We start from the raw sequence: 24,177 nt of genomic DNA, 5'->3' as shown, positions 1-24,177 counted from the left end.
AGCCGCTCATGCGGCGGTGGCGCCTGGGTCAGTCGTCGTCCAGCAGCGCGGCGATCACCTTGGCCAGGTGTGGTTCCAGGTCCTCCGGCGTCGCGGCGGTGAGGGCCGGGGTGCCGATCACCGAGCGCAGCACGCCGATGCCGACCATCCAGGCGCTGAACAGCTCCGCCCTCAAGTCCCCGTCCGGCCCGCCGCCGGTGCGTTCGGACAGGGCACGGACGTAGGTCTGGCACACCTCTTCCCGCAGCCGCGCCCGGGTGTCGGCGTGCCCCGAGGAGCGCAGCATGGCGATCAGCGGGTGTTCCCCGGCGTGGCTCGGCCAGTCCTGGAAGGCGATGGAACCGAGCAGCCGGGCGGGCAGCTCCTCGAGCGGCCCGTCGAACAGTTCGGTCGCCGGCACCGTCGTGGCCTCGTCGAACAGCTTCTTCTTCGAGCCGAAGTAGCGGAACACCAGTGCCGGGTCCACGTCGGCGTCCCCGGCGACGTCACGCACGCTGGTGCCGTCGAACCCGTCGCGGGCGAAGCGCAGGCGGGCGGCTTCGAGCAGGCGGGCGCGGGTGGCCGCGCGGTCACGCCGGTGGTCCACCGGACCTCCTAAGTCATCGATCGTTGACATCCCTCGGGGTACCCGGCTAGCCTAATTAAGTCACCAATCGATGACTTCTGGGGCGGGCAATGCGGGATCTGGTGGTTTCAGGCGGTACCACGGGCATGGGAGCGGCGCTGGCGAGGCACTACCTCGAACGCGGTGCCCGGGTCACGGTGATCGGGCGCAACCCGGTGCGGGGCCGGGCCTTCCTCGACCACGCCGAGCGGATCGGCGCGGGTGACCGGGCGGCGTTCCTGCCGGCGGACCTGACCTCGGTCGCGGAAAACCGGCGGGTGATCGAGGAGGTGACCGCCCGGCACGACTCCCTGGACGCGCTCGTGCTCACCGCGATGCGTGCGTTCCCGCGCCGCGTCGAGACGGCCGACGGGTTCGAAGGGCACTTCTCGCTCTACTACACCAGCCGGTTCCTGCTCAGCCACGGGCTGACCGGGCTGCTGGAGCGCGGCACCGCACCGATGATCGTCAGCGTCGGCGGGGTGGGCACCCGCAAGGGCGGAATCCACTGGGACGACCTGGCCCTGCGCAGGAAGTACAGCCTGCTGCGGGCGATGCTCCAGGCCGGGCGGGCGTCGGAGCTGCAGGCGGTGGCCTACGTGGCCGAGCACCCCGGCGGGCGCACGAAGTACCTGCTGCACCACCCCGGCTACACCGACAGCGGGTACGCCGACCTGCCGCAGCCGAAGCGGACGCTGATGAAGGCGCTGGCGAAGCTGTTCGCGCAACCCGTGGCCGAGGCGATCGCGCCGATCACCGAACTGCTCGACGAGCAACCGGACGGCCGCCTGCTCGCCTACGACCGGCGGAAGGCGCTCCCGCCGGACCTGCCGACGCTGGACCCGGACCGCGCCCGGCGCCTCGGCGAGCTGACCGCGGCGGCGCTCCGGTCGCGGGCGTGACGCGCGGACGCGCGACGGGCGGACCTCGGCAACGGGTGACCGGCGGCGGGCTACTGTGTCCGGGTGTCCACCGCCCGCGCCGAGCGCCTGGTCAATCTGGTGCTCGCCCTGCTCGCCACCCGGCAGTACCTGACCGCCGAGCGGATCCGCGGCATCGTGCCCGGTTACGCCGATGCCGCGACCGAAGACGCCTTCTTCCGGATGTTCGAGCGGGACAAGACCGAACTCCGGGAGCTGGGCATCCCGCTGGAGACCGGCCGCAACTCCAGCTTCGACCCGGTCGAGGGCTACCGGATCGCCCGCCGCGACTACGAGCTGGGCGAGATCGACCTGGCCCCGGACGAGGCCGCCGCGGTGGCGCTCGCGGTGCGCCTGTGGGACTCCCCGGAACTGACCGGGCAGGCGCAGGCCGCGCTGGTGAAGCTGCGGGCCGCCGGGGTCGAGGTGGACCAGCACGCGCAGCCCGCGGTCGAGCCGAGGGTGCGCACCGAACCGGCGTTCTCCCCGCTGCTGGCCGCGGTCCAGGCCGGGCAGCCGGTGCGGTTCGAGTACCGCCGCAGCGATTCACCCGAGCGGCTGCTGCGCACGATCGAGCCGTGGGGCGTGGTCTCGTGGAAGGCGCGCTGGTACGTGGTCGGCCACGACCGCGATCGCCGGGCCACCCGCTGCTTCCGGCTGTCCCGGATCAGCGGGGACGTGCGGCCCTTCGGCAAACGGGGTGAGGTCCGCCGCCCGGAGGACGTGAACCTGCTCGAGTACGTCGCGGGTGCGGTCGACCCGGAGCCGAGCCCGACCACCCCGGCGCTGCTGTGGGTGGCCGCCGGCCGGGCCGCCGGGGTGCGGCGGCGGGCGAAGCCGGTGGACCGGCTGACCGTCGACGGCGTCGAGGGCGACGTGATGGAGATCGAGCTGTACTACCCGGAGAGCGCGGCGGACTGGATCGCCGGGCACGCGCCGGACGTGCTGGTGCTGGAACCGGACGTGCTGGCCAAGGCGGTGCGCGGCAGGCTGGAAGCGATCGCGCACGGGGTGGGGGCGGGCCGGTGAGCCGCGGTTCCACCGAGCGCATGCCGCGCCTGCTGGCGCTGGTGCCCTACCTGCTGGCCCGGCCGGGCATCGAGATCGCCGAGGCCGCGCGCGACTTCGGGGTGAGCCCGCGCCAGCTGCGCAAGGACCTCGAACTGCTGTGGATGTGCGGGCTGCCGGGGTACGGCCCCGGCGACCTGATCGACCTGTCCTTCGCGGGCGAGACGGTCACCGTCACCTTCGACGCCGGGATGCGCCGCCCGCTGCGGCTGACCGGTGCCGAGGCCACCTCCATGCTGGTCGCGCTGCGTGCGCTGGCGGAGACCCCCGGCGTGGTGGAGAGCGACGCGGTGAACCGGGCGATCGCCAAGATCGAGGCCGCCACCGGGGAGGCGCGGCCGTCCGGCGTGGTGGTCGGCACGGGCGTGCGCGAAGCGGAGAACACCGCCCGTGCCCGGCGCACGGTCAGCGAGGCGCTCAAGGCCCGCCGGGCGCTGCGGCTGCGGTACTACACCGCGTCGAAGGACGAGATCACCGAGCGCACGGTCGACCCGATGCGCCTGCTCATCGTGCAGACCTTCGGCTACCTGGAGGCGTGGTGCCGCCGCGCCGAGGGCGTGCGGTTGTTCCGGCTGGACCGCATCGACCACGCCGAGGTGCTCGACGAGCGCGCCGCACCACCGCCGGAGGCCCGGCCGACCGATCTTTCGCACGGCGTGTTCGCCGAGCGCCCCGGCCAGGGGGAAGCCGACCTGGTGCTCGAACGCGACCTGCGCTGGGTGGCCGAGTACTACCCGTGTGAGGAACTGGCCGAACTGGACGGCGGCAGGCTGCGCGTGCGGATGCGCTACGGCGACGAATCGTGGATGGTCCGCCTGGTGCTCGGCCTCGGCGGCGGGGTCCGGGTGGAGCGGCCCGCCGAGCTCGCGTCAGCTGTCCGACGCCGGGCGCTCGACGGCCTGGCCAGGGCGCGTCACCTCCCGGCCACCTGATTCCAGTACGGTTGTCCTCGTGTCCTACGTGCTGAGCATCGTGCTCGTGGTGATCGGGTTCGCCCTGCTCGCGTTGTTGGCGATTCGCCTGCGCCGAGGCTTGCGCACGCTCCGCCGCACCACCAGCATGGTGACTACGGCTGCCGGTGACCGTGCTGGTTTGCTGCGGGCGCGGTCGGCCGCGCTCGGAGTCGCCGTGGCACAGCGGCGTGGTCCGCGTAAGATTCACACGATAGAGCGATAGGGAGGCCAGAGATGAACGCTCTGCAGCCGTGGCACCTGATCATCCTGGTTCTGGTCGTCGTCCTGCTGTTCGGTGCCAAGCGCCTGCCGGACGCGGCGCGGTCGATCGGCAAGTCGATGAAGATCTTCAAGGCCGAGACCAAGGACCTCAAGGACAAGGACAAGGACGCGCCGGAGGCGCCCGCCGAGGCGGCGACCGCCGTCGAACCCAAGGCGCTGCCGCAGCCGCCCGCCGGTACCGACAAGCAGGTCGCCGATCTGCAGCGCCAGCTCGACGAGCTGAAGAAGCAGCAGCAGCCCGCGACCACCCCGTCGGACGGCACGCCGAAGTCCTCGGGCTGAACCCCGCGCGCGGCACCGGCGGAGGCCGCCGCACCGGTGCCGCGCGGCGCTGTTCGTCGTACTCCCCAGTCCCTGAGAGCAGAACGGACCCGCAGTGGCGGACGAGGGCACCAGCCGCAAGAGCAAGCGGCGCAGGAGGAGCCGTCGGCACAACCCCGACGGCACGATGACGCTCATCGAGCACATCTACGAGTTCCGCAGGCGGCTCGGGTACGCGCTGCTGGCCATCGTCGCCGGGGGTGTGTTCGGCTTCATCTGGTTCGGCGTGACGCTCGGGCCGATCCCGTCCCTCGGTAACATCGTCACCGGCCCGTACTGCGCGTTGCCCACCGAGATGCGGATCGAGTTCGACGGCAAGGGCTGCACGCTGCTGCAGACCCAGCCGTTCGAAGCCTTCATGGTCCGGTTGAAGGTGGGCATCGTGGCCGGCATGGTGCTGGTCGCCCCGCTGTGGCTGTACCAGCTGTGGGCGTTCATCGCGCCGGGCCTGTACTCCAAGGAACGCAAGTACGCGATGACCTTCGTCGCGTTCGCCAGCATCCTGTTCGCGGCCGGTGCCGTGCTGGCGTTCGCCCTGATCCCCGGCGCGCTGGAATTGCTCGTCGGGTTCGGTGGGGAGGAGTTCGGCACCGCACTGGCCGGTGACAAGTACATCTCGTTCCTGCTGTCGCTGCTGCTCATCTTCGGCGTCAGCTTCGAACTGCCGCTGCTGATGGTGATGCTGAACCAGGTGGGGGTGCTGAAGTACGCCCAGCTGAAGAAGTGGCGCCGCGGCATCATCTTCGGCTTGTTCGTCTTCGCCGCCTTCGCCACCCCCGGCAACGACCCGTTCTCCATGCTGGCGCTGGCCGGGGCGCTGACCCTGCTCAGCGAGCTGGCCATCCAGATCTCGCGGTTCCACGACCGCAGGCTGGACAAGAAGCGCCAGGACGAGGGCTGGGACCAGCTCGACGACGACGAGGCCGCGCCGTTCGACTACACGCCGAGCAGCATCGACGAGCCGGAGCCGGTGCCCGCCGACGGCCCGAAGCGCGGCGGGTCGAAGACCGACGACATCACCTAGTGGGCGGGCACGCGGCGCTGGCCGTGCACCCGGCCTCCGGGCACGGCGCCGCCGCGCGGATCGCGGGCCGGGTCGCCGAACGCCTGCGTGCCGCGGTGGACCGGCTCGACCTGCTGGTGGCCAACACCGTCGAGGAGTCGCGGGCGCTGATGCACTCCTCGGCGGCCGCCGGGCTGGACCTGCTCGTGGTGCTCGGCGGAGACGGTGCCGCGCACCAGGGTGTGCAGTTCTGCGCCGGGCGGGAGGTCCGGCTCGGCCTGGTCCCAGCGGGCACCGGCAACGACTTCGCCCGCGCCCTCGGCGTCCCGGACGATCCGCTGGCCGCCGCCGACGCGGTGGTCGGCGGGGGAGAGCGGCGCATCGACCTGGGCCGGGTGGGCGGCTCGTGGTTCGGCACGGTGCTGTGCGCCGGGTTCGACGCGCTGGTCAGCGAGCGGGCGAACCGGCTGCGCTGGCCGAGCGGTCCCCGCCGCTACGACCTGGCGATCGTCGCCGAACTGGCGGCCTTCCGGCCGAAACCGCTGCTGGTGCGCACCGAACGGGCCACGCTGGAACTCGAAGCGACCATGGTGGCCATCGGCAACACCGGCTACTACGGCGGCGGCATCCCGATCTGCCCCGGTGCCCGGCCCGACGACGGCCTGTTCGACGTCACCGTGGTCGGCCGGGCGAGCCGGGCCGAGCTGGTGCGGATGCTGCCGAAGCTGCGGGCGGGGCAGCACCTGGCGCACCCGGCGGTGCAGACGCTGCGGGCCGCCGAGGTCGTGCTGGAGGGTGCGGACTGGCCCGCCTACGCCGACGGTGAGCCGCAGGGCGGCTTGCCGCTGACGGTGCGCTGCGTGCCCGGAGCGCTGCGCCTGGCCGGGGCTCAGGTCCGGTAGTCGCCGATCTGCCACAGGTGGGCGCGGAACGCGGGCAGCGGGATCAGCTGGCCGCTCTCCGGGAAGAAGGCGCCACCGCAGCGGTGGCAGAACCAGGCACGCGCCCACACCTCCAGCACCCGCTGCGAACCCAGCCGCATCCGGGCGTTCGCCCGGTTGCGGTGCGAGTACTGCAGGAAGCCCAGCACGGTCAGGCCCACGCCGAGCGCGGGCCAGATCCAGGTCCAGAACAGGCTGATCAGGCCGAGGTGCTCCGAAGCCACCGTCAGGGACAGGGCGACCAGCAGGGCGACGCCGCTGAAGATGGTGCCGAGCACCCCCAGCGCCAGGTACCCGCCGCCGGCGCGGACCGGCGGCGCCGGGTTCAGCGAGGCGGACACCGCGCTGGTCGCGACGCCGTGGTACGGGGTGGCGTAGCCGGTGTTGCCGGACGAGGCCGGGCCGACGCCCCGGTAGGACACGCGCCCGCCCTGGTGCACCGCCGGCACGTGCTGGACCTGGTCCACCTCGCGGCACTGCGGGCAGGCGAGCGGTGACGGCCCGGTGTCCATCCCGGCGGCCTCCTTCGAAGTGGTCATGCCGATCAGATGGAGCGGGCGCGCCCGCGGTTCCCGGCCTGCCGAATGCGCGCCCGCCGGGGGATGTGAAACGCTGAGATCGTGTCCGACAGCTCCGCACTCTCGCCCGCCGAGGCCTACGGGCAGGCCAGGCGCCGCTCCCGGTTTCCCCAGCTGACCAGGTTCGCGGCCGAATCCGCCTTCGTCTTCGACGATTTCCAGCTCCGCGGCTGCGAGGCGCTGGAGGAGGGGCACGGGGTGCTGGTCTGCGCCCCGACCGGGGCGGGCAAGACGGTGGTCGGCGAGTTCGCCGTGCACCTGGCGCTGGCCGAGGGCCGCAAGTGCTTCTACACCACGCCGATCAAGGCGCTGTCGAACCAGAAGTACGCCGACCTGGTGGCCCGCTACGGCAACGAGGCGGTCGGCCTGCTCACCGGGGACACCGCGATCAACGGCAGCGCGCAGATCGTGGTGATGACCACCGAGGTGCTGCGCAACATGCTCTACGCCGGGTCGTCCACCATCAACGAGCTGGCCTACGTGGTGATGGACGAGGTGCACTACCTCGCCGACCGGTTCCGCGGCGCGGTCTGGGAAGAGGTCATCCTGCACCTGCCCGAGCACGTGCGCGTGGTCGGGCTGTCGGCGACGGTGAGCAACGCCGAGGAGTTCGGCGAGTGGCTGGTCGCGGTGCGCGGGGACACCACGGTGGTGGTCGACGAGCACCGCCCGGTGCCGTTGTGGCAGCACATGCTGGTCGGCGGCAGGCTGCTGGACCTGTTCGCCGGGGACAGCGGCCGCGACCTCGAACTGCAGATGAACCCGACGCTGCTGCGCCGCGTGGAGGAGGTCGGCGCCCGGTTCTCCACGCCGTACGCCCTGCGGCACGCCCGCGGCCGCCGCGGCGCCCCGCCGCGCGGGCCGCGGTTCCGGCCGCCGTCGCGGGTGGAGGTGGTCGAGCAGCTCGACGGCGCCGGGCTGCTGCCGGCGATCGTGTTCATCTTCTCGCGCGCGGGCTGCGACGCCGCGGTGGCCCAGTGCGCCCGTTCCGGCCTCCGGCTCAACACCCCCGAGGAAGCCGCCGAGGTCCGCCGGGTGATCGCCACCCGGACCGGTGACCTGCCCGAGGGCGATCTGGGCGTGCTCGGCTTCTGGGAGTGGCGCGAAGCGCTGGAGCAGGGCATCGCCGCGCACCACGCGGGCCTGCTGCCGGCGTTCAAGGAGACCGTCGAGGAGCTGTTCGTCCGCGGGCTGGTCAAGGTCGTCTTCGCCACCGAGACGCTGGCGCTGGGCATCAACATGCCCGCCCGCACGGTGGTGCTGGAGAAGCTGGTCAAGTACAACGGCGAGGCGCACGTCGACCTCACGCCCGGCGAGTACACCCAGCTGACCGGGCGGGCCGGGCGCCGCGGCATCGACGTCGAGGGCCACGCCGTGGTGGTGTGGCAGCCGGGGGTGGACCCGAAGCAGGTCGCCGGGCTGGCCTCGACCCGCACCTACCCGCTGCGCTCCTCGTTCCGGCCCGGCTACAACATGGCCATCAACCTGGTCGCGCAGCTCGGTGCCGCGGAGGCCCGCACGCTGCTGGAGCAGTCCTTCGCGCAGTTCCAGGCGGACCGGTCGGTGGTCGGCACGGCCCGCCGGATCGAGAAGAACTCCGAGGCGCTCAAGGGTTATCGCGAAGCCATCACCGGTGACTTCGACGAAATGCTGTCCTATGTGGAGCTGCGCAGGAAGATCTCCGACCGGGAGAAGGCACTGGTCCGGCAGAACACCTCGGCCCGCCGCGCGCAGACCACGGCGTCGCTGGAGAAGCTGCGCCGGGGCGACGTGATCGCGGTGCCGCAGGGCCGCCGCGCCGGGCTGGCCGTGGTGGTCGACCCCGGGCTGGACCCGCTGCGTGAACCGCGGCCGGTGGTGGTCACCGAGGACCGCTGGTCCGGCCCGCTGTCGGTGGCGGACTTCCCGGCGCCGGTGGAGGCGCTCGGCCGGATCCGGCTGCCCAAGCACGTCGAACTGCGCTCGCCGAAAACCCGCCGCGACATCGCCTCCAGTCTGCGCAACGCCGGGATTTCCCCGCCGGGGCGCGGAAAGCGGCGCACCACGGCGAACGACGACGGGGAACTGGCCGCGCTGCGCCGGGCGTTGCGCGCGCACCCGAGCCACGGGCTGGCCGAGCGCGAGGCGAACCTGCGCTGGGTCGAGCGCTACCAGCGGCTCGCCGCGGAGAACACCCAGCTGGAGCGCAAGGTCGCGGCCACGACCCATTCGCTGGCGCGGGCCTTCGACCGCATCCTGCGGCTGCTCTCCGAACGCGGTTACCTGCGCGACGACCCGGAAGCGGCGGTGACCGAGCACGGCAAGCGGCTCGCACGGCTCTACAGCGAGTCCGACCTGCTCGCCGCCGAGTGCATCCGCAACGACGTGTGGGCCGGGCTGAACCCGCCGGAGCTGGCCGCGGTGGTCTCCACGCTGGTGTTCGAGGCGCGCCGGGATTCGGCGGGGGAGCCGCGGCTGCCCCAGGGCGCGGTGGCCAAGGCGTGGCAGGAAACCGCCCGCCTGTGGGCGGAACTGGCCGAGGACGAGCGCAGGCACCGGCTCGACCGCACCCGCGAGCCGGACGCCGGATTCGCCTGGCCGGTCTACCGGTGGGCACGCGGTGAGTCGCTGGAGAAGGTGCTGACCTCGGCCGAGGCCAACGGGCAGGAGCTCTCGGCGGGCGACTTCGTGCGCTGGTCGCGGCAGGTCATCGACCTCCTCGACCAGATCAGGGACGTGCTCGGCAAGGGCGATCCGGTCGGTGCGGCCGCCGCCGACGCGGTGCGCGCGGTCCGCCGCGGCGTGGTCGCCGCGGGCGGGGCTTGACAACGGTGCTGATCGACAGGGCATTCGTTACGTGAATTGCACCCCGGCCTGTGGTTGGATCGCCGGGGACGCAGCACACCGGACATCGCGGAGGCGAGAAGATGAGCACGCCGTACGGCGGCAACGACCCCCAGCAGTGGGCCCAGCAGCCGGGCCATGGCGGGGGAACACCGCAGGGCACGCCATCGGGTGGGTTCCCCGCCCAGCCACCGCAGCCGGGTTATCCGCAGCAGCAGTACGGCCAGCAGCCGGGTGGTTATCCGCAGGACCCGAACCAGCAGCAGTACGGCCAGCCGCAACCGGGTTACGACCCCAACCAGCAGTTCGGCCAGCAGCCGGGGTACCACCCGAACCAACCGCAGTACGGGCAGCAGCCGGGGCAGGATCCGAGCCAGCAGCAGTACGGCCAGCAACAGCCGGGCCAGGATTCGAGCCAGCAGCAGTACAGCCAGCAACAGCCGGGTTATGACCCCAATCAGCAATTCGGCCAGCAGCAGTACGCGCAGCAGCCGGGTTATCCGCAGACCGGGCCGCAGCCGCAGTACGGCCAGACCGCGCAGTACGACTTCCAGCAGCCGGGTTACGGGCAGCAGCCGGCCCAGCCGCAGGGCAAGAAGTCCGGCAAGGCGCTGTGGATCGGCCTCGGCGCGGTGGTGGTGGTCGCGCTGGTCGCGGTGGCCCTGCTGGTCTGGCCGGCGCCGTTCAACAAGAAGGTCTTCGACAACGTCGCCATGCAGGACGCGGTGCGGAAGGTGCTCACCGAGAACTACCAGGTGCAGGGCGTCGAAGGGGTGAGCTGCCCGGAGAGCCAGGAAGTCAAGAACGGCACCGGGTTCGACTGCCAGGCCACCATCGGCGGTGCCACCAAGACGGTGCCGATCAAGGTGGTCAACGAGGCGGACGGCACCTACGAAGTCGGCACGCCCAAGTAAATCGGGTGGCACGGCCGCGGTGGTGACGGCGAAGATCGGACCATGAGCGAGTACACCCTGCGCACCCTCGACGGGGACGACACGCGGTTGGCCAACCGGCTGTTCCGCGCCGCCCTGCACCTGGCCCCCGGCAGCGACGAAGACTGGGCCCGCACCGGGGTGCGGTGCTACCAGCCCGGGCGCACGCTCGGCGTGTTCGGCGCGGGCGACGAGAAGCTGGTCGGCACCGCGCGCTCGATGGACGCCGAGCTGACCGTGCCCGGTGGCGGGCGGGTGCCGTTCGCCGCTGTCACCGGCGTCGCGGTCCGCCAGGACCGCACGCGCCGCGGGGTGCTCACCGAGCTGATCCGCACGCAGTTCGAGGACTTCACGGCCCGGGGCGTGCCGATCGCCGGGCTGTACGCCACCGAAGGCTCGATCTACGGCCGCTTCGGTTACGGCGTCGCCACCGTCGGCCGTTCGTACACGGTGGACACCCGGCGGGCGCGGCTGCGCCAGGGGGTGCCGCTCGGCGGGGAGATCGAGCTGCTCGACCTGGACGAGGCGCTCGAGCGGCTGCCGGGCCTCTACGCGGCGCTGCCCGCGCACGGCCCCGGCCACCTCAGCCGGTCGCCCTGGTGGTGGGCGGGTTGCGAAGCCGGGTTCCGCCGCGGCGACAAGCCCCACGTCACGGTGGTGCACCACGGCGCCGAAGGGCCGGACGGGTTCGCCTGCTACTACGCCGACCGCATCTTCGACGCGGACAGCGTGCTGCACCTGGAAATGCTGCACGCGGCGAACAGCACGGCGGACGCCGGGCTGTGGCGCTACCTGCTCGGCGTGGACCTGATCGACCGGATCTCCGCGTCGTATCGGCCGCCAGGTGAAGCGGTGCCGCTGGTGTTCGAGGACCCGCGCACCTGCACGACCACCGGTGAGGCCGACGAGCTGTGGTTGCGGCTGGTCGACGTGCCCGCGGCGCTCGCCGCCCGCGCGTACGGACCGGGATCGCTGGTGCTGGAGGTGACCGACGCGGTGCTGCCGTCGAACTCCGGCCGGTACGCCATCGACGGCGGCGAGGTGAGCCGGACCGAGCGCCCGGCGCAGCTGCGGATCGGCGTGGCGGAACTGGCGATGCTGTACCTCGGCACGTGGACCGCTCGCGCGCTCGCCGCGGCGGGCCGGATCGACGCGGCCGACCCGGCGGCCCCCGCGCTCGCGGACGAACTCTTCGGCACGCGCACCGCCCCGTGGTGCGGTACTTTCTTCTGACCTTGCCTGTTCAGCAGCAGTTCGGGGGGTGTACGGGGTGCGGTGCCGCCATGCCGCCCTTGGGCTGGCCGCCGTGCTGGCGGGAGCGCTGGCCGGTTGCGAGAGCCAGGAACCGGCGCCTGCCGCGCCGTCCGCCACCGCGCCCGTTCCACCCCCGGCCGTCACCACCACCGCGGCCCCCTCGCTGAGCCCGCCACCGCGGCTGTTCGACCACGCCGCGGTGGCCGACGGGGTGCGCCGGGTGCTCACCGAGAACTTCGGCGTCACCGAACTCGGCACGGTGCTCTGCCCGCCGGGGCAGCCGGTGCGGACCGGGCACACCTTCGACTGCCAGGCGCAGATCGGCGCGGAGCAGCGGCCGGTGCCGATCACCGTGCGGACCGACGAGGGCGAATATTTGGTTGGTGCGCCCGGCTAGGTTCGGGGCATGGACGAACTGGAAGTGCGCCCGGTCACCGAAGGAGAGCAGCGGGCGGTGTACGGCCTGCTGCTGGAGGCGCTGCACACGAGCCCGCCCGACGATCCGGGCTGGGCGCAGGTCAGCCGGTCGTTCCCGGCGGACCGGAAGTTCGCCGCGTTCGACGGCGCGGCCCCGGTCGGGCTGGTCAGCTCGTTCGCCACCTCGCTCGCCGTGCCCGGCGGGAAGACCCTGCCCGCGGCGGCGGTCGACGGGGTGGCCGTGCGGGCCGACCACACCCGCCGCGGGGTGGTCACCACGCTGCTGGCCGAGCAACTGCGCGACTGCGTGCGCCGCGGTGACCTGCTCGCGGCGCTGCACGCCAGTGAAGCCACCATCTACGGCCGCTTCGGTTACGGCGTCGCCACCTCCGGGCAGCACCTGTGGATCGACCGGTCGCGGGCGGCGCTGCGGCCGGAGGTCCCGGTGACCGGGCGGGTGCGCCTGCTGAGCCCGGCCGAGGCGGTGACCCGGGTGCCGGAGCTGTACCGGCGGATCGGGCTGTACCGGCCGGGCATGATCGAGCGGCCGGAGCTGTGGTGGCCCGCCTACCACGACCGGCAGGTGCGCGGTGGGCACCGGGTCGCCGTGCACACCGGCCCCGGCGGTGAGGACGGTTTCGCCGTGTTCCGCACCACCGACCAGCGCACCCCGGCCGATCCCGAGCGCGGTGCGCTGCTGGAGGTCCGGGACCTGCACGCCGCCGACCCCGGTGCCGCGGCCGGGCTGTGGCGCTTCCTGCTCGGCGTGGACCTGGTCGCCGAGGTCCGCGCCCCACTGCGGCCGGTCGACGAACCACTGCGGGCCCTGGTCACCGACAGCAGGGCGGTGCGGGTCAGCGGGCTGGAGGACCACGTCTGGCTGCGCCTGCTGGACGCGGGCGCGGCGCTGGCGGCCCGTGCGTACCGGGAGGCGCCGCCGGTGGTGGTGGGCCTGGAGGATCGGCTGCTGCCGGAGAACACCGGCTCGTACCGGATCACCCCGGAGGGCGCCACGCGGACGGACGCCCCGGCGCAGTTGCGCCTGGACCCCGAGGTGCTGGCGATGCTGTACCTGGGGGAGTGGCGGGCGAGCACGCTGGCCGCCGCGGGCCGCCTCACCGCCGGCGACCCGGCTGCCCTGGCCGCCGCGGATGAACTCTTCCGCGTCGACACCCGGCCGTGGTGCGGTACCTACTTCTGACCACGGCTTCGAGCGAGAGCCCCAACACTCGTCCGTGGTGCCGAAACCCGCCGATCAGCCCGAGCAGGAATCGCCGCGGGAGTCCTGCCCGGGCCTACTCCTGGTTGGCGGCCACCGGCAGGGCCTTGAGCAGGCGGTCCACCGAAGTCCCCAGGCCCCAGCGTTCGGTCAGCTCCGCGACCCGCGCGGGATCGGCCGGTTCGGCGGGGACCCGGTCCGGGCGGGACATCTTCACCGGCGCGTCCGCGGCCACGCGCACCACGGTCGGGGCGGCGGCGAGGTATTCGGCCGCCTCGGCCAGCCGGATGCGGGTCTTGAGCGGCAGGTCCTTGTCCGCGTTCCGCCCCGCCTCGACGAGTGCTTCGAGCGAGCCGTACTGGGTGATCAGCTTCGCGGCCGTCTTCTCGCCGATGCCGGGCACGCCGGGCAGCCCGTCCGAGGGGTCGCCGCGCAGCGCGGCCATGTCGGCGTAGGCCGCGCCCGCGTTCTCCACCGGCACGTTGTACTTCGCCGCCAGCGCCGCCGGGTCGAGCACTTCCTTCTTCATCCAGCCGCGGCCCACGTAGATCACCTTCGCCGGCGTCGGTTCGTCGCGCACCAGCTGGAACAGGTCGCGGTCACCGGTGATCACCTCGACCGGCGACCGGCTTTCGTGCACGGTCAGCGCGCCGATCACGTCGTCGGCCTCGTAGCCAGCCGCCTCGGCGGTGGCCAGGCCGACGGCCTCCAGCAGGTCGAGGATGATCGGCACCTGCGGGCTGAGCGTGTCCGGGACCTCCTCGGCGTTGACCTCCGCGTCGGCCACCCGGTGCGTCTTGTAGGTGGGCAGCAGGTCCACCCGGAACTGCGGCCGCCAGTCGGCGTCGAGGCAGGCGACCAGCCGGGACGGCTTCCGCTCGGTGAGGATGCGCGCGACGGTGTCGGTGAACCCGCGCACGGCGTTCACCGGGGTGCCGTCCGGCGCGGTCATCGACTCGGGAACGCCGTAGAAGGCGCGGAAGTAGAGGCTGGCGGAGTCCAGCAGGGCCAGAGGTGCGGTCACCCGCCACAGCCTGCCACGAAACCGGCTTCGGGTTTCTCCCGGATTGCGAGGTAGATTGCAGAGAACTCTTTGCAAAGCACCCTCTGCGGTTTAGCCTGGACGCATGGCCCGGAAGACCGTCGAACTGGACGCCCGGATGCTGCGTGCGCTGGCGCACCCCCTCCGGATGCGCCTGCTGGAACTGCTGCGCCGGGACGGCTCCGCCACCGCGTCCGGCCTGGGCAAGCGGCTGGGCGAAAGCTCGGGCACCACCAGCTGGCACCTGCGCCAACTCGCCGAACACGGGTTCGTCGAGGAGGACACCGAGCGCGGCAACCGGCGCGAGCGCTGGTGGCGCGCGGTCCACGACAGCTACAGCCTCAACGCCACCCGGTTCGCCGACGACCCCGAGCTCGCCGGTCCGCTGACCAGCTACCTGCTGAGTTCGGTCGAACGCCGGTACGAACGGGAAACCCAGTTCTTCGGCGAAGCCGAGAAGTGGAACGAGTCGTGGGGTGACGCGCCGACGTTCAACGACTACCACCTCTCGCTCACCCCGCAGGAGGTGCTGGCGATGTCCGCCGAGGTGGACGCGGTGGTCGCCCGCTACCGCCGCGAGCCGCGGGACGGCGACACCCCGGTGGTCGCGCACTGGGCGGCGTTCCCGCGCGACCGCCGCCCGGAACAGCCGTGAGGTGCCCGCTCGCCGCGCTGGTCGCTTCGACCGCGATCTCCTCGACGGGCGCGGCGATGACCCTGGTCGCCGTGCCGTGGTTCGTGCTGCACACCACCGGCAGCGGTGCGCAGACCGGGCTGGTCGCCGCCGCCGAGGCGCTGGGCCTGCTGTGCTCGGTGGCGCTGGCCGGTCCGCTGGTCGACCGGCACGGCGCGCGCCGGATGAGCGTGCTGGCCGATCTGTGGACCGCCACCGCGGTGGCGGCGATCCCGCTGGTGCACCACACGACCGGCTTGTCGTTGCCGGTGCTGCTGGTGCTGTCGCTGGCGATCGGGGCGGGCCGGGCGCCGTCGCGTTCGGCGAAGCAGGTGCTGCTGCCGGAGACCGGGGCGCCGATCGGGCGCGCGGCGAGCGCGCAGGAAGCGGTGCAGCGGCTCGGTGACCTGCTGGGCGCGCCGGTGGGCGGCCTGCTGATCGCGGTGCTGGGCCCGCCACCGGTGCTCCTGCTCGACGCCGCCACGCTGGCCGTCGCGGCCGCGCTGGTCGGCTGGTGTGTCCCGGAAGGACGGCCGGGGCACCGGCGCGGGCCGGGCTACCTGCGTGAGCTGCGGGAATCCGCGGTGGCCCTGCGGCGTGACCGGCTGCTGCTCGCCGTGTGCCTGATGTGCGCCGGGACCAACGCGCTCGGCGCCGGGTGGTTCAGCGTGCTGCTGCCCGCCTACGGCACGCTGGTGTGGCACGACAGCACGCTGGTGGGCCTGGTCATCGCCGCCGGCGGGGCCGGTGGTGTGCTCGGCTCGCTGCTCTTCGGCTGGCTCGGCTCGCGCTGGCGCCGGTGGCCGACCTTCACCGCCTGCTTCCTGCTCTGCGGCCCACCCGCGTTCGCCCTGCTCGCCGCGGATCCGCCACCCGTGGTGCTGGTGCCCGCGATCGGGCTGACCGCGCTGGCGAACGGCCCGCTCAACCCGCTGCTCGCGGCGGTGAAGTTCGACCGGGTCGAGCCGGCGCTGCGGGGCCGGGTGTTCGGCGCGATCAGCTCGGTGGCGCTGGCCGCGATGCCGCTGGGCAGCGTGGTGGCCGGGGTGCTCCTGGACACCACCGGGCTGCGGACCGCGGTGCTCGCGCTCGGCGGGGCCTACCTGCTGATCACCTTGTGCCCGCTGCTGTTCCGGGTGTGGCGCCAGCTCGACGCGCCACCGCGGGTGGCCCTGTCGGCGGGCTGAGGCGGCACGGCGCGGGATAAGATCCGGGCATGGCACGCCGATCCCTGCACACACCAGCCCCCGACGCCACCGCCCTCCGCGCCCGTCTCGACCGCGCGAAGCAGGCCGCGGCCGCCGCGGGGACCGACGCGCTGGTGATCGCGCCCGGATCGGACCTGCGGTACCTGCTCGGCCAGGCGGGCGGCTCGTTCGAGCGGCTCACCGCGCTGGTGGTGCCCGCGGACGGCACCCCGGCGCTGGTGCTGCCGAAGCTGGAGGCCCCCGGTTACGCCGACGTGCCCACCGACGCGCTCGGCGTCGAACTGCACACCTGGGTCGACGGCGAGGACGCCTACCGGCTGGTCGCCGGGCTGCTCGGCAAGCCGGGCCGGGTGGCGGTCAGCGACTTCGCCCCGGCCCTGCACGTGCTGGGCCTGCGCGAGGCCATCGCCGGGGCCGAGCAGACGCTGGCCGGGCCGATCATCCGCGAGCTGCGGATGCGCAAGGACGCCGCCGAGATCGAGTCGCTGCGCCAGGCGGGCGCGGCCATCGACCGGGTGCACGCCAGGGTGGCCGAGTGGCTCCGGCCCGGCCGCACCGAGGCCGAGGTCGGCGCCGACATCGCCGCGGCGATCGTGGCCGAGGGGCACAGCGAGGCGGCATTCGTCATCGTCGGCTCCGGCCAGAACGGTGCCAGCCCGCACCACGACGTCTCCGACAAGGTCATCGAGGACGGGGACGTGGTGGTCGTCGACATCGGCGGTCCCCTGCCCGACGGCTACAACTCCGACTCCACCCGCACCTACGTGCTCGGCGAGCCGCGTGACGCGGACGTCGCCGAAACCTACGCGGTGCTGGAGCGCGCCCAGCGGGCGGCGGTCGAGGCGGTGCGCCCCGGCGTGAGCGCCGAGTCGATCGACGCGGCCGCCCGCGACGTGATCGCCGACGCCGGTTTCGGCGAGTACTTCATCCACCGCACCGGCCACGGCATCGGCCTCGACGTGCACGAGGAGCCGTACATCGTGCGGGGCAACGGGCTCACCCTGGAGCCGGGCATGGCGTTCAGCGTGGAGCCGGGCATCTACCAGGCGGGCCGCTGGGGCGCGCGGATCGAGGACATCGTGGTGGTCACCGAAACCGGGGTGGAGGCGGTGAACAACCGGCCGCACGAGCTGGTCTCGCTTTGACCACCCCGCTGGAGCCGCTCGACCAGGCGATCGCGCGGGAACTGGCCGCCGACGGCCGGTGCAGCTTCACCGACCTCGCCGAGCGGGTCGGGCTTTCGGTGTCCGCGGTGCACCAGCGGGTCAAGCGGCTGGAGCAGCGCGGGGTGATCCGCGGGTACTCGGCGCGGCTGGACGGCGAGCAGATCGGGCTGCCGCTGACCGCGTTGATCTCGCTCACCCCGAACGACCCGGCCGCGCCGGACGACTACCCGACGCGGCTGCAGCACATCACCGAGATCGAGTCGTGCTACTCGGTGGCCGGGGACGAGTCGTACATCCTGCTGGTGCGGGTGGCCTCGCCGCTGGGGCTGGAGGACCTGCTGCGCCGGATCCGCGAGGCGGCGAAGGTGTCCACGCGGACCACCGTGGTGCTGTCCACCCCGTTCGAGGGCCGCTCGCCGACGCTCTGAGCGCGGCCGGGCGGCTGGTACGATAAAAGGTATGGCAACGCGCAAGGTCACACTCTCGCTGGACGCCGGGGCGCTCGAGTTCGCCGAACGGGCCGCGAAAGCCCACGGCATCTCCGTTTCGTCCTGGTTGTCCAAGGCCGCCCGCCGGGAGGCCGTCCGCACCGGGTACACCCCGCACCGGGAACCCAAGCAAGCCGAGGCACTGGCGCTGGCCGACGAGCTGGAGCGCGCCCGTGCGGAGGAGGACCTGCGTGCGGAGGGGTGAAGTCTGGACGTACCACCCCCCGACCGAACCGGCTCGTCAGCGAAACGTCCTGCTGCTGTCCTCGGACGGCGTGAACGACTCCGAGCGCCCGTGGCTGCTCGGCACCGAACTGCTCGACCGCGACCCCCAGGACATTCTCGGCGTCGCCGTGGACGGGCGGTACTGGATCTCCACGCTCAACCTGACCCGGCTCTACCGTCCCTGGCTGGACGAACGCGTCGCCGAAATCGGGTTGGACGTGCAGGAACGCATCGACATCGCGCTGCGCGCCGCACTCGACCTGTGAAAGCCGGCTGAACTCCGCGTTCGGGCGCGGGCTCGCGAACGCGGGGGCTCGGCTGCCCGAACGCCGGTTCGGCGGTCAGCCGGCGGTGGCGGTGGGCCAGGGGGCGGCGGCGGCCAGCTCCTCGGGGGCGGACAGGCGCCAGGCTTCGTAGGTCAGTTCCGCCAGTTCGTCGGCGTCGATGCCGGAGAGGTGGACCACGACCCAGCCGAAACCGCCGGCGGTGAACTGCACCTCGAAGACGTCCGGGCGTTCGGCGACCAGGGCCTGCTGCTCGGAGAGCGTCTGCTTCAGCCCGACGGTCTGCGTACGCGGCCAGTAGTAGCCGAACCGCTTGCCCCGCACGCTGTACGACGTGTACTCGCTGCCTTTCGCGCGCTGCACTTCGGCCAGCTCGTCCACCATGCGCTGGAACTGTTCACCGCGTACACCCACGTCACACCCCCAGGATCAACGGGTGTCCAGTTTAGGCACCCGCAGCAGGCCGTCGACGGTGCGGGCGACCTTGCTCAAGATGCTTTCGTCGCCGAGGCGCAGTGCGGTGTTCGCCGCGCACAGCACGGCGTCGAGCTGGAACGCGGCCAGCTCGGGATCGAGGGCCTCGATCTCACCGGCCGCGACCGCGCGCCGCAGTTCCGCGGCGAGCAGAGCCTGCCAGTCGCGCTGGTCGCGGAAGAGCGCGTCGCGGACCGGGCCCGGGCGGCTGTCGAATTCGGCGGCGTTCGCCGCCCGGAAGCAGCCGCCGGGGAGCAGCGGTTCGGTCACGTAGGCCAGCCACCGGTCGACCAGCGCACGCAGCCGGGCCACCCCGCGGGACACGTCCGCGGTCGGGCGGACCACCGCGTCGATGAACACCTCCCTGGCCGCGTCGACCGCCGCCACCTGCAGGTTCTCCTTGGTGCCGAACAGCGCCTGCACCCCGCTCTTGCTCATCCCGAGATCGGTGGCGAGCCGCCCGATGCTCAGGCCGTTGAGCCCCTCCACCGAGGCCACGTCCACCGCGTGGCGGGTGATCGACTGCCGGGTGCGGGCGCCGCGGAGGAGCCGTCCGTCGGAGGTGGTCACCGGTCCATCCTGGCACAGTCCTTGAAAAAACAATACGAACGGTCGTATGGTCAGTTGGTGACGACCCTCACCGAAGCCACCGACCCGTACTGCCTGTCCCCGCGAACGGCGATCCGCCTGCTCGACGGTGCGCCCTGGCGCCGGTTCGCCGTGCTCGGCGACAGCCTGGCCGCGGGCACCGGCGACCCGAGTCCCGGTTACGCCCCGCTGCCCTGGGCGGACCGCGTGGCCGCCGCACTGCGCGAGGTCCAGCCGGACCTGGCCTACCGCAACACCGGTGCCATCGCCGCGACCACCAGCCGGACGCTGGCGAAGCAGGTCGACGGCCTGCTCGCCTTCGAACCCGATCTGGTGCACCTGTCCTGCGGCGCCAACGACCTCTGGCACCCCGTCCCGGACTACCGGCTCATCGAAGCGAACCTGCGGCGGCTGTGCGCCCTGATCACGGGGACCGGCGCGCGGATGACCACCTTCACCCTCGGCCGGGCGTTCGCCGTGCCGCAGTTCCCGGACTTCCCGGAGCGGGTGCTGGCGCTGAACGAGGTGATCCGCTCCGTGGCCGCCGAGCACGACGTGGTGGTGGTCGACATGTGGGCGCACCCGATCAACGACCGGCCGGACCTGCTCAGCGCCGACGGCATCCACTTCGCCGGCGCCGGTCAGGCGGTGCTGGCCGCCGAGGTGATCCGGGCGCTCGCGGGACTCCGCCGGGACTAGCCCCCGCTGGGCCGCCGGTGCAGCAGGTCGAACCGGGACCACATGGCTTCCGCCGCTTCGATCGACTCGCCGGTGCGCACCGGGTCGACGGCCGCGAGTTGCGCGACGACGGCTTGGACCAGCGCCATGCCCGCGGTCAGCGACGGGAAGAAGGTGACGCCCTCCGCGGGCACCATCAGCACCCGCTCGGCCGCGTCCGCCAGCGCCGGGCTCGCCGCGTCGGTCACCGCGAACACCCGGGCGCCGCGGCGGCGCGCCTCCTCCGCGGCGAGCACGGTGCTCTCGTACAGGCGCCAGAAGCTGATCGCGACCAGCACGTCGTCGGCGGTCAGCTTGGCGGTGTGGTTGGCCAGTTCGGCGTCGCCGGCGGTCACCGCCTGCACGTCGTAACCGGCGAGGCGGGCGTTGTGGGCGAAGGCGATGCCGACCGCGGCGTAACTGCCGTCGGCGATCACCACCGTCCGCCGGGCCTCGGCGACCGCTTCGGCGGTGGCCCGGATCGCGTCCTCGTCGAAGCGGCGGTTGAGCAGGGCGAGGCTGTCCAGGTCGCGGCGCAGGGAAGCCGAAGCGGGGGAGCCGACGCCGTTGTGCTCCTCGGCGACCTGCGGCGCGCTGAGCGAGGACAGGTAACGCGCCCGCAATTCCTGTTGCAGCGCGGGCCAGCCGGCGAAGCCGAGCGCCTGCGCCGTTCTGGTCACCGTGGCCACGTTCACCCCGGCGAGCTGCGCCAGTTCGCCGGTCGAGCCGAACGACGCCCGCCGCGGCTGGGACACCAGCAACTCCAGCACCGCCGCCGAACGCGGTCGCAGGCCGCGTTCCGGCATCCGGCCGCGCAGCCAGCTCTCCAGGCCGTCGCCGGTCTCCGCCTCCGTCACGGCGTTCACGGTAACGCACCGGATTCTGCTTGCAACAAGTATTGCAAATATCGAGATATGCAGTATAGCTTGTCGGCACCTCGGACACGAAGGGCGCGGTATGACGCTCCTGGCACGACTCGACCGGCTCCCGCTGAGCCGTCCCCACTACAAGCTGCTGCTGATCGGCGGGCTCGGCTACACCTTCGACGGCATGGACTCGGCCGTGGTCGCCTTCCTGCTGCCCTCGGTCAAGGAGGTCTGGGACCTCAGCAACGGCCAGCTCGGGCTGATCGGCTCGGCCACGCCGTTCGGCTTCCTCTTCGGCGCGATCGCGGCCGGCCTGCTCGGCGACCGCATCGGCCGCAAGAAGGTGATGATGTACGCGCTCGCCTTCTACGCGGTGTTCTCGGTGATCGCGGCGTTCTCGCCGAACTACGAGGTCTTCCTCGGCGCCCGGGTGCTGGCCGGGATGGGCGCGGGCGCGGAAAGCGCCATCATCGCGCCGTTCCTGTCGGAGTTCGTGCCGGCGAAGCGGCGCGGCTGGTTCGTCGGCGCGCTCGCCGGGTTCTTCTCGTTCGGTTTTGTCGCCGCCGCGCTGATCGGCCGGTTCGTGGTGTCGGCCTCACCGGAGGGCTGGCGGATCGCCCAGCTGATCACCGCGCTGCCGATCGTGATGCTGCTGTGGTGGCGGCGGTCCCTGCCGGAATCACCGCGGTTCCTGGTGATCCAGGGGCGGGAGGCGGAAGCCGAGCAGGTGGTCGCCAAGCTGGAGCGGGACGTCGAACGCGCGACCGGGCGGCCGCTGCCGCCGGCGGAGCCCACCGAACTGCGGCCCGCCACCGAAACGCCGAAGGTCAACCTGGGCACCGCGCTGCGGTTCCTGTGGAGCGGGGCGATGCGACGGCGGACGGCGGTGATCTGGACCGTCTGGTTCGTCATCACCTTCTCCTACTACGGCTTCTTCTCCTGGATCCCCACGCTGCTGGTGGACCGCGGCATCACGGTGACCAAGAGCTTCGAGTTCTCCATCATCATCTACCTGGCGCAGATCCCCGGGTACTTCTCCGCGGCCTGGCTGTCCGAGCGGCTCGACCGCAAGCAGACCATCGCGCTGTACCTGACCGGCTCGGCGATCAGCGCGTTCTGGCTGAGCCAGATGGACGCGCCGTGGGCGATCACCCTGGCGGGCGCGGTGCTGTCGTTCTTCCTCAACGGCACCTACGCCGGGGTCTACTCCTACACCCCCGAGGTGTTCCCGACCTGGATCCGGGCCACCGGCACCGGCCTGTCCAGCGCCTTCGGCCGGGTCGGCAGCATCCTGGCGCCGACCATCATCGGGCTGTCCGCGGCGAGCCTGGGCTTCGGCGGGGTCTTCGGCCTGACCACCGCGGTGCTCGGGGCCGGGGTGCTGTGCGTGCTGGTGTTCGGCCTGTCCACCGCGGGGCGCTCGCTGGAAGAACTGACCGAGCACGGCGCCGCCGTGTCCAAAGCGGAGGAGATGACGAAGTGACCACGCTGTCCACAGTGGAGGATCGGGTCCGGGAGGCGGTGGGGGTGGAGCTGTTCACCGTGCTGGCGTGGGTGCCCGAGCGGCAGGCGCTGCGCCGGGTGCACAGCAGCCACCCCGAGCAGTACCCGGTCGGTGGCGAGAAGACCGTCGAGGTGGCGCGCGGCTGGCTCGACGACTGCATCACCGCCCAGCGCCCGTACTTCGGCCCGGACGCCGAAGCGGTGCGGCGGATCTTCGCCGACCACGAGCTGATCGCCGGACTCGGCTGCGGTGCGGTGATCAACGTGCCGGTGGTCGACGGGGGCCGGACGCTCGGGGTGCTCAACCTCCTCGACGCCGAAGGCAGGTACGACCGGCGTTCGGTGGAGACGGCGGTGTCGCTGGCGCCGCTGGCCGTGTCCGCGCTGCGGGCCGAGGTGGTCCGGTGACCGGGGGTTCGCTGCTGCTGCGCAATGCCCGCCTGCTCGATCCCGAGGCGGGGGAGTACGTCGAAGGCGACCTGCGCTGCGCCGACGGCCGGATCGCCGAGACCGGGCCGTCGCTGACGGCTCCCGGCGTCCGGACGATCGACCTGCGTGGTGCCGTGGTCGTACCGGGCCTGGTCGACGCCCACGTGCACGTCACCGCGTCGACCGCGGACCTGGGTTCGCTGCCCGCGCAGTCACCGTCCTACGTGGCCGCGCACAGCATGAACACGATGAGCCGCATGCTCGACCGCGGGTTCACCACCGTGCGCGACGCCTCGGGAGCCGACTACGGCCTCGCCGACGCGCAGGCCGAGGGCCTGTTCCGCGGCCCGCGCCTGCTGTTCTGCGGCCGGGCGCTGAGCCAGACCGGCGGGCACGGCGACAGCCGCGGCCGCGGCACGCACCGCCACGACGACCACCCGTGCTGCGCCGGGCTCGGCCGCATCGCCGACGGGGTGGACGCGGTCCGCGCCGCCGCCCGCGACGAACTGCGCAAGGGAGCCCACCACATCAAGGTGATGGCCTCGGGCGGGGTGGCCTCGCCGACCGACCGGATCGACTCCGTGCAGTACTCCGCCGACGAACTCCGCGCCATCGTGGAAGAGGCCGAAGGCGCCAACCGCTACGTCGCTGCGCACGCCTACACCGCGCGGGCGGTGAACCGGGCGCTGGAGCTGGGCGTGCGGTCGATCGAGCACGGCAACCTGCTCGACGACCGCAGCGTGGAGCTGTTCCGCGAGCACGACGCCTTCCTGGTGCCCACCCTGGTGACCTACTGGGCGCTCAAGGAGGAGGGCCGCGAGTTCGGCCTGCCGGAGTCGAGCTGGCGCAAGGTCGACGAGGTGCTCGGCGCCGGGCTCGCCGCGCTGGAGCGGGCGGCCCGCGGCGGGGTGAAGATCGTCTACGGCTCGGACCTGCTCGGCGGCATGCACCGGCACCAGAACCACGAGTTCCGGCTGCGGGCCGAGGTGCAGCGCCCGCTCGACGTGCTGCGGTCGGCCACCTCGGTCGCCGCCGAACTGACCGGGCTGACCGGCGAGATCGGCACGCTGCGGCCGGGGGCGCACGCCGATCTGCTGGTGCTCGACGGCGACCCGCTGGCCGACATCGGGGTGCTGGCCTCGCCCGAGCGGTTCCGCCTGATCGTGCAGGGCGGCACGCCGGTCTGAACAGGCCAGCGG

Annotated in this window: 28 protein-coding genes; 22 read left to right on the top strand and 6 right to left on the bottom strand. The window is 72.7% G+C overall.

What is annotated here, in order from left to right; translation table 11 throughout:
• Window positions 1-28: 28 nt before the first annotated feature.
• Window positions 29-586 (bottom strand): TetR/AcrR family transcriptional regulator, encoded by a 558-nt coding sequence (locus tag AC07EG_RS07195; RefSeq protein ID WP_478252123.1) that lies wholly within the window; start codon window positions 584-586, stop codon window positions 29-31.
• An 89-nt stretch (window positions 587-675) separates the two neighbouring features.
• On the opposite strand from AC07EG_RS07195, the gene AC07EG_RS07190 reads away from it, so the two are divergent.
• The 7 genes from AC07EG_RS07190 (at window position 676) to AC07EG_RS07160 (ending at window position 6,053) form a co-directional block, all read left to right on the top strand.
• A complete protein-coding gene (locus AC07EG_RS07190) occupies window positions 676-1,506 on the top strand; it encodes an SDR family NAD(P)-dependent oxidoreductase (protein ID WP_478252122.1) in 831 nt (276 codons plus the stop codon).
• A gap of 63 nt (window positions 1,507-1,569) precedes the next feature.
• On the top strand, window positions 1,570-2,553 hold the full coding sequence (locus AC07EG_RS07185) for a helix-turn-helix transcriptional regulator (RefSeq protein ID WP_478252121.1): 984 nt from the start codon (window positions 1,570-1,572) through the stop codon (window positions 2,551-2,553).
• A 20-nt stretch (window positions 2,554-2,573) separates the two neighbouring features.
• Window positions 2,574-3,524: a helix-turn-helix transcriptional regulator gene (locus tag AC07EG_RS07180; protein ID WP_478252164.1), complete on the top strand. Its 951-nt coding sequence runs from the start codon at window positions 2,574-2,576 to the stop codon at window positions 3,522-3,524.
• A gap of 19 nt (window positions 3,525-3,543) precedes the next feature.
• The gene (locus AC07EG_RS07175) at window positions 3,544-3,768 is read left to right on the top strand and encodes a bacteriophage holin (RefSeq protein ID WP_478252120.1); all 225 of its coding nucleotides are present in this window, start codon (window positions 3,544-3,546) and stop codon (window positions 3,766-3,768) included.
• An 11-nt stretch (window positions 3,769-3,779) separates the two neighbouring features.
• Complete coding sequence (tatA, locus tag AC07EG_RS07170) at window positions 3,780-4,109, top strand: Sec-independent protein translocase subunit TatA (protein ID WP_478252119.1); 330 nt, start codon at window positions 3,780-3,782, stop codon at window positions 4,107-4,109.
• A 94-nt stretch (window positions 4,110-4,203) separates the two neighbouring features.
• Complete coding sequence (gene tatC, locus AC07EG_RS07165) at window positions 4,204-5,172, top strand: twin-arginine translocase subunit TatC (protein ID WP_478252118.1); 969 nt, start codon at window positions 4,204-4,206, stop codon at window positions 5,170-5,172.
• A complete protein-coding gene (locus AC07EG_RS07160) occupies window positions 5,172-6,053 on the top strand; it encodes a diacylglycerol/lipid kinase family protein (protein WP_478252117.1) in 882 nt (293 codons plus the stop codon). The genes tatC and AC07EG_RS07160 overlap by 1 nt, the downstream gene beginning before the upstream one ends.
• Here the strand turns inward: AC07EG_RS07160 and AC07EG_RS07155 are convergent.
• A complete protein-coding gene (locus AC07EG_RS07155) occupies window positions 6,041-6,631 on the bottom strand; it encodes a hypothetical protein (RefSeq protein ID WP_478252116.1) in 591 nt (196 codons plus the stop codon). The genes AC07EG_RS07160 and AC07EG_RS07155 overlap by 13 nt on opposite strands.
• Before the next feature lie 81 nt (window positions 6,632-6,712).
• Here AC07EG_RS07155 and AC07EG_RS07150 point away from each other — a divergent pair, with 81 nt between their 5' ends.
• The 5 genes from AC07EG_RS07150 (at window position 6,713) to AC07EG_RS07130 (ending at window position 13,297) form a co-directional block, all read left to right on the top strand.
• Window positions 6,713-9,475: a DEAD/DEAH box helicase gene (locus tag AC07EG_RS07150; protein WP_478252115.1), complete on the top strand. Its 2,763-nt coding sequence runs from the start codon at window positions 6,713-6,715 to the stop codon at window positions 9,473-9,475.
• A 101-nt stretch (window positions 9,476-9,576) separates the two neighbouring features.
• Window positions 9,577-10,407: a DUF4333 domain-containing protein gene (locus tag AC07EG_RS07145; RefSeq protein WP_478252114.1), complete on the top strand. Its 831-nt coding sequence runs from the start codon at window positions 9,577-9,579 to the stop codon at window positions 10,405-10,407.
• Between the two features lie 42 nt (window positions 10,408-10,449).
• Window positions 10,450-11,658, top strand: a complete 1,209-nt coding sequence (locus AC07EG_RS07140) for a GNAT family N-acetyltransferase (protein WP_478252113.1) — start codon at window positions 10,450-10,452, stop codon at window positions 11,656-11,658.
• A gap of 37 nt (window positions 11,659-11,695) precedes the next feature.
• Window positions 11,696-12,076, top strand: coding sequence for a DUF4333 domain-containing protein (locus tag AC07EG_RS07135; protein WP_478252112.1), 381 nt, complete (start codon window positions 11,696-11,698; stop codon window positions 12,074-12,076).
• Between the two features lie 9 nt (window positions 12,077-12,085).
• On the top strand, window positions 12,086-13,297 hold the full coding sequence (locus AC07EG_RS07130; protein WP_478252111.1) for a GNAT family N-acetyltransferase: 1,212 nt from the start codon (window positions 12,086-12,088) through the stop codon (window positions 13,295-13,297).
• A 94-nt stretch (window positions 13,298-13,391) separates the two neighbouring features.
• Here AC07EG_RS07130 and AC07EG_RS07125 read toward each other — a convergent pair whose 3' ends face one another.
• Window positions 13,392-14,339, bottom strand: coding sequence for a 5'-3' exonuclease (locus tag AC07EG_RS07125; RefSeq protein ID WP_478252110.1), 948 nt, complete (start codon window positions 14,337-14,339; stop codon window positions 13,392-13,394).
• 103 nt (window positions 14,340-14,442) lie between these two features.
• On the opposite strand from AC07EG_RS07125, the gene AC07EG_RS07120 reads away from it, so the two are divergent.
• Genes AC07EG_RS07120 through AC07EG_RS07095 form a run of 6 tightly spaced genes read left to right on the top strand, consistent with a single transcriptional unit; the run spans window position 14,443 to window position 18,383 of the window.
• Window positions 14,443-15,012, top strand: coding sequence for a helix-turn-helix domain-containing protein (locus AC07EG_RS07120; RefSeq protein ID WP_478252109.1), 570 nt, complete (start codon window positions 14,443-14,445; stop codon window positions 15,010-15,012).
• Window positions 15,009-16,217, top strand: coding sequence for an MFS transporter (locus AC07EG_RS07115; RefSeq protein ID WP_478252108.1), 1,209 nt, complete (start codon window positions 15,009-15,011; stop codon window positions 16,215-16,217). The genes AC07EG_RS07120 and AC07EG_RS07115 overlap by 4 nt, the downstream gene beginning before the upstream one ends.
• Window positions 16,218-16,246: 29 nt before the next feature.
• Window positions 16,247-17,383, top strand: coding sequence for a M24 family metallopeptidase (locus tag AC07EG_RS07110; protein WP_478252107.1), 1,137 nt, complete (start codon window positions 16,247-16,249; stop codon window positions 17,381-17,383).
• The gene (locus AC07EG_RS07105) at window positions 17,380-17,832 is read left to right on the top strand and encodes an Lrp/AsnC family transcriptional regulator (protein ID WP_478252106.1); all 453 of its coding nucleotides are present in this window, start codon (window positions 17,380-17,382) and stop codon (window positions 17,830-17,832) included. The genes AC07EG_RS07110 and AC07EG_RS07105 overlap by 4 nt, the downstream gene beginning before the upstream one ends.
• A 31-nt stretch (window positions 17,833-17,863) precedes the next feature.
• Window positions 17,864-18,097, top strand: coding sequence for a hypothetical protein (locus AC07EG_RS07100; protein ID WP_478252105.1), 234 nt, complete (start codon window positions 17,864-17,866; stop codon window positions 18,095-18,097).
• Complete coding sequence (locus AC07EG_RS07095) at window positions 18,084-18,383, top strand: hypothetical protein (RefSeq protein WP_478252104.1); 300 nt, start codon at window positions 18,084-18,086, stop codon at window positions 18,381-18,383. The genes AC07EG_RS07100 and AC07EG_RS07095 overlap by 14 nt, the downstream gene beginning before the upstream one ends.
• A gap of 75 nt (window positions 18,384-18,458) precedes the next feature.
• On the opposite strand, the gene AC07EG_RS07090 is transcribed toward AC07EG_RS07095, so the two are convergent.
• Together AC07EG_RS07090 and AC07EG_RS07085 are read right to left on the bottom strand one after the other, a co-directional pair.
• Complete coding sequence (locus AC07EG_RS07090; RefSeq protein ID WP_478252163.1) at window positions 18,459-18,785, bottom strand: MmcQ/YjbR family DNA-binding protein; 327 nt, start codon at window positions 18,783-18,785, stop codon at window positions 18,459-18,461.
• A 45-nt stretch (window positions 18,786-18,830) separates the two neighbouring features.
• Window positions 18,831-19,445, bottom strand: a complete 615-nt coding sequence (locus AC07EG_RS07085) for a TetR/AcrR family transcriptional regulator (protein ID WP_478252103.1) — start codon at window positions 19,443-19,445, stop codon at window positions 18,831-18,833.
• Between the two features lie 57 nt (window positions 19,446-19,502).
• On the opposite strand from AC07EG_RS07085, the gene AC07EG_RS07080 reads away from it, so the two are divergent.
• Window positions 19,503-20,162, top strand: a complete 660-nt coding sequence (locus tag AC07EG_RS07080; RefSeq protein WP_478252102.1) for an SGNH/GDSL hydrolase family protein — start codon at window positions 19,503-19,505, stop codon at window positions 20,160-20,162.
• Here AC07EG_RS07080 and AC07EG_RS07075 read toward each other — a convergent pair.
• A complete protein-coding gene (locus AC07EG_RS07075) occupies window positions 20,159-20,986 on the bottom strand; it encodes a MurR/RpiR family transcriptional regulator (RefSeq protein ID WP_478252162.1) in 828 nt (275 codons plus the stop codon). The two genes, AC07EG_RS07080 and AC07EG_RS07075, sit on opposite strands and share 4 nt — an antisense overlap.
• 151 nt (window positions 20,987-21,137) lie before the next feature.
• On the opposite strand from AC07EG_RS07075, the gene AC07EG_RS07070 reads away from it, so the two are divergent.
• The 3 genes from AC07EG_RS07070 to AC07EG_RS07060 are packed head-to-tail and all read left to right on the top strand — an operon-like array spanning window position 21,138 to window position 24,165.
• Window positions 21,138-22,529, top strand: coding sequence for an MFS transporter (locus AC07EG_RS07070; protein ID WP_478252101.1), 1,392 nt, complete (start codon window positions 21,138-21,140; stop codon window positions 22,527-22,529).
• Window positions 22,526-22,957: a GAF domain-containing protein gene (locus AC07EG_RS07065; RefSeq protein WP_478252100.1), complete on the top strand. Its 432-nt coding sequence runs from the start codon at window positions 22,526-22,528 to the stop codon at window positions 22,955-22,957. Before AC07EG_RS07070 ends, AC07EG_RS07065 begins: the two co-directional genes overlap by 4 nt.
• On the top strand, window positions 22,954-24,165 hold the full coding sequence (locus AC07EG_RS07060) for a metal-dependent hydrolase family protein (protein ID WP_478252099.1): 1,212 nt from the start codon (window positions 22,954-22,956) through the stop codon (window positions 24,163-24,165). Before AC07EG_RS07065 ends, AC07EG_RS07060 begins: the two co-directional genes overlap by 4 nt.
• Window positions 24,166-24,177 lie beyond the last annotated feature (12 nt).

The sequence above is a fragment of the Amycolatopsis sp. NPDC045836 genome (genome assembly GCF_056431745.1).
Note: the sequence above shows the minus strand (reverse complement) of the source record. Positions and strands in the feature narration are given on the sequence as shown.

Coding starts and splice junctions, on each gene's coding strand:
- AC07EG_RS07120 (WP_478252109.1), top strand. CDS start 14,443: ATGGCCCGGAAGACCGTCGAACTGGACGCCCGGATGCTGCGTGCGCTG.
- AC07EG_RS07155 (WP_478252116.1), bottom strand. CDS start 6,631: ATGACCACTTCGAAGGAGGCCGCCGGGATGGACACCGGGCCGTCACCG.
- AC07EG_RS07070 (WP_478252101.1), top strand. CDS start 21,138: ATGACGCTCCTGGCACGACTCGACCGGCTCCCGCTGAGCCGTCCCCAC.
- AC07EG_RS07075 (WP_478252162.1), bottom strand. CDS start 20,986: ATGCCGGAACGCGGCCTGCGACCGCGTTCGGCGGCGGTGCTGGAGTTG.
- AC07EG_RS07100 (WP_478252105.1), top strand. CDS start 17,864: ATGGCAACGCGCAAGGTCACACTCTCGCTGGACGCCGGGGCGCTCGAG.
- AC07EG_RS07140 (WP_478252113.1), top strand. CDS start 10,450: ATGAGCGAGTACACCCTGCGCACCCTCGACGGGGACGACACGCGGTTG.
- AC07EG_RS07130 (WP_478252111.1), top strand. CDS start 12,086: ATGGACGAACTGGAAGTGCGCCCGGTCACCGAAGGAGAGCAGCGGGCG.
- tatA (WP_478252119.1), top strand. CDS start 3,780: ATGAACGCTCTGCAGCCGTGGCACCTGATCATCCTGGTTCTGGTCGTC.
- AC07EG_RS07180 (WP_478252164.1), top strand. CDS start 2,574: ATGCCGCGCCTGCTGGCGCTGGTGCCCTACCTGCTGGCCCGGCCGGGC.
- AC07EG_RS07190 (WP_478252122.1), top strand. CDS start 676: ATGCGGGATCTGGTGGTTTCAGGCGGTACCACGGGCATGGGAGCGGCG.
- AC07EG_RS07145 (WP_478252114.1), top strand. CDS start 9,577: ATGAGCACGCCGTACGGCGGCAACGACCCCCAGCAGTGGGCCCAGCAG.
- AC07EG_RS07110 (WP_478252107.1), top strand. CDS start 16,247: ATGGCACGCCGATCCCTGCACACACCAGCCCCCGACGCCACCGCCCTC.
- AC07EG_RS07090 (WP_478252163.1), bottom strand. CDS start 18,785: ATGGTGGACGAGCTGGCCGAAGTGCAGCGCGCGAAAGGCAGCGAGTAC.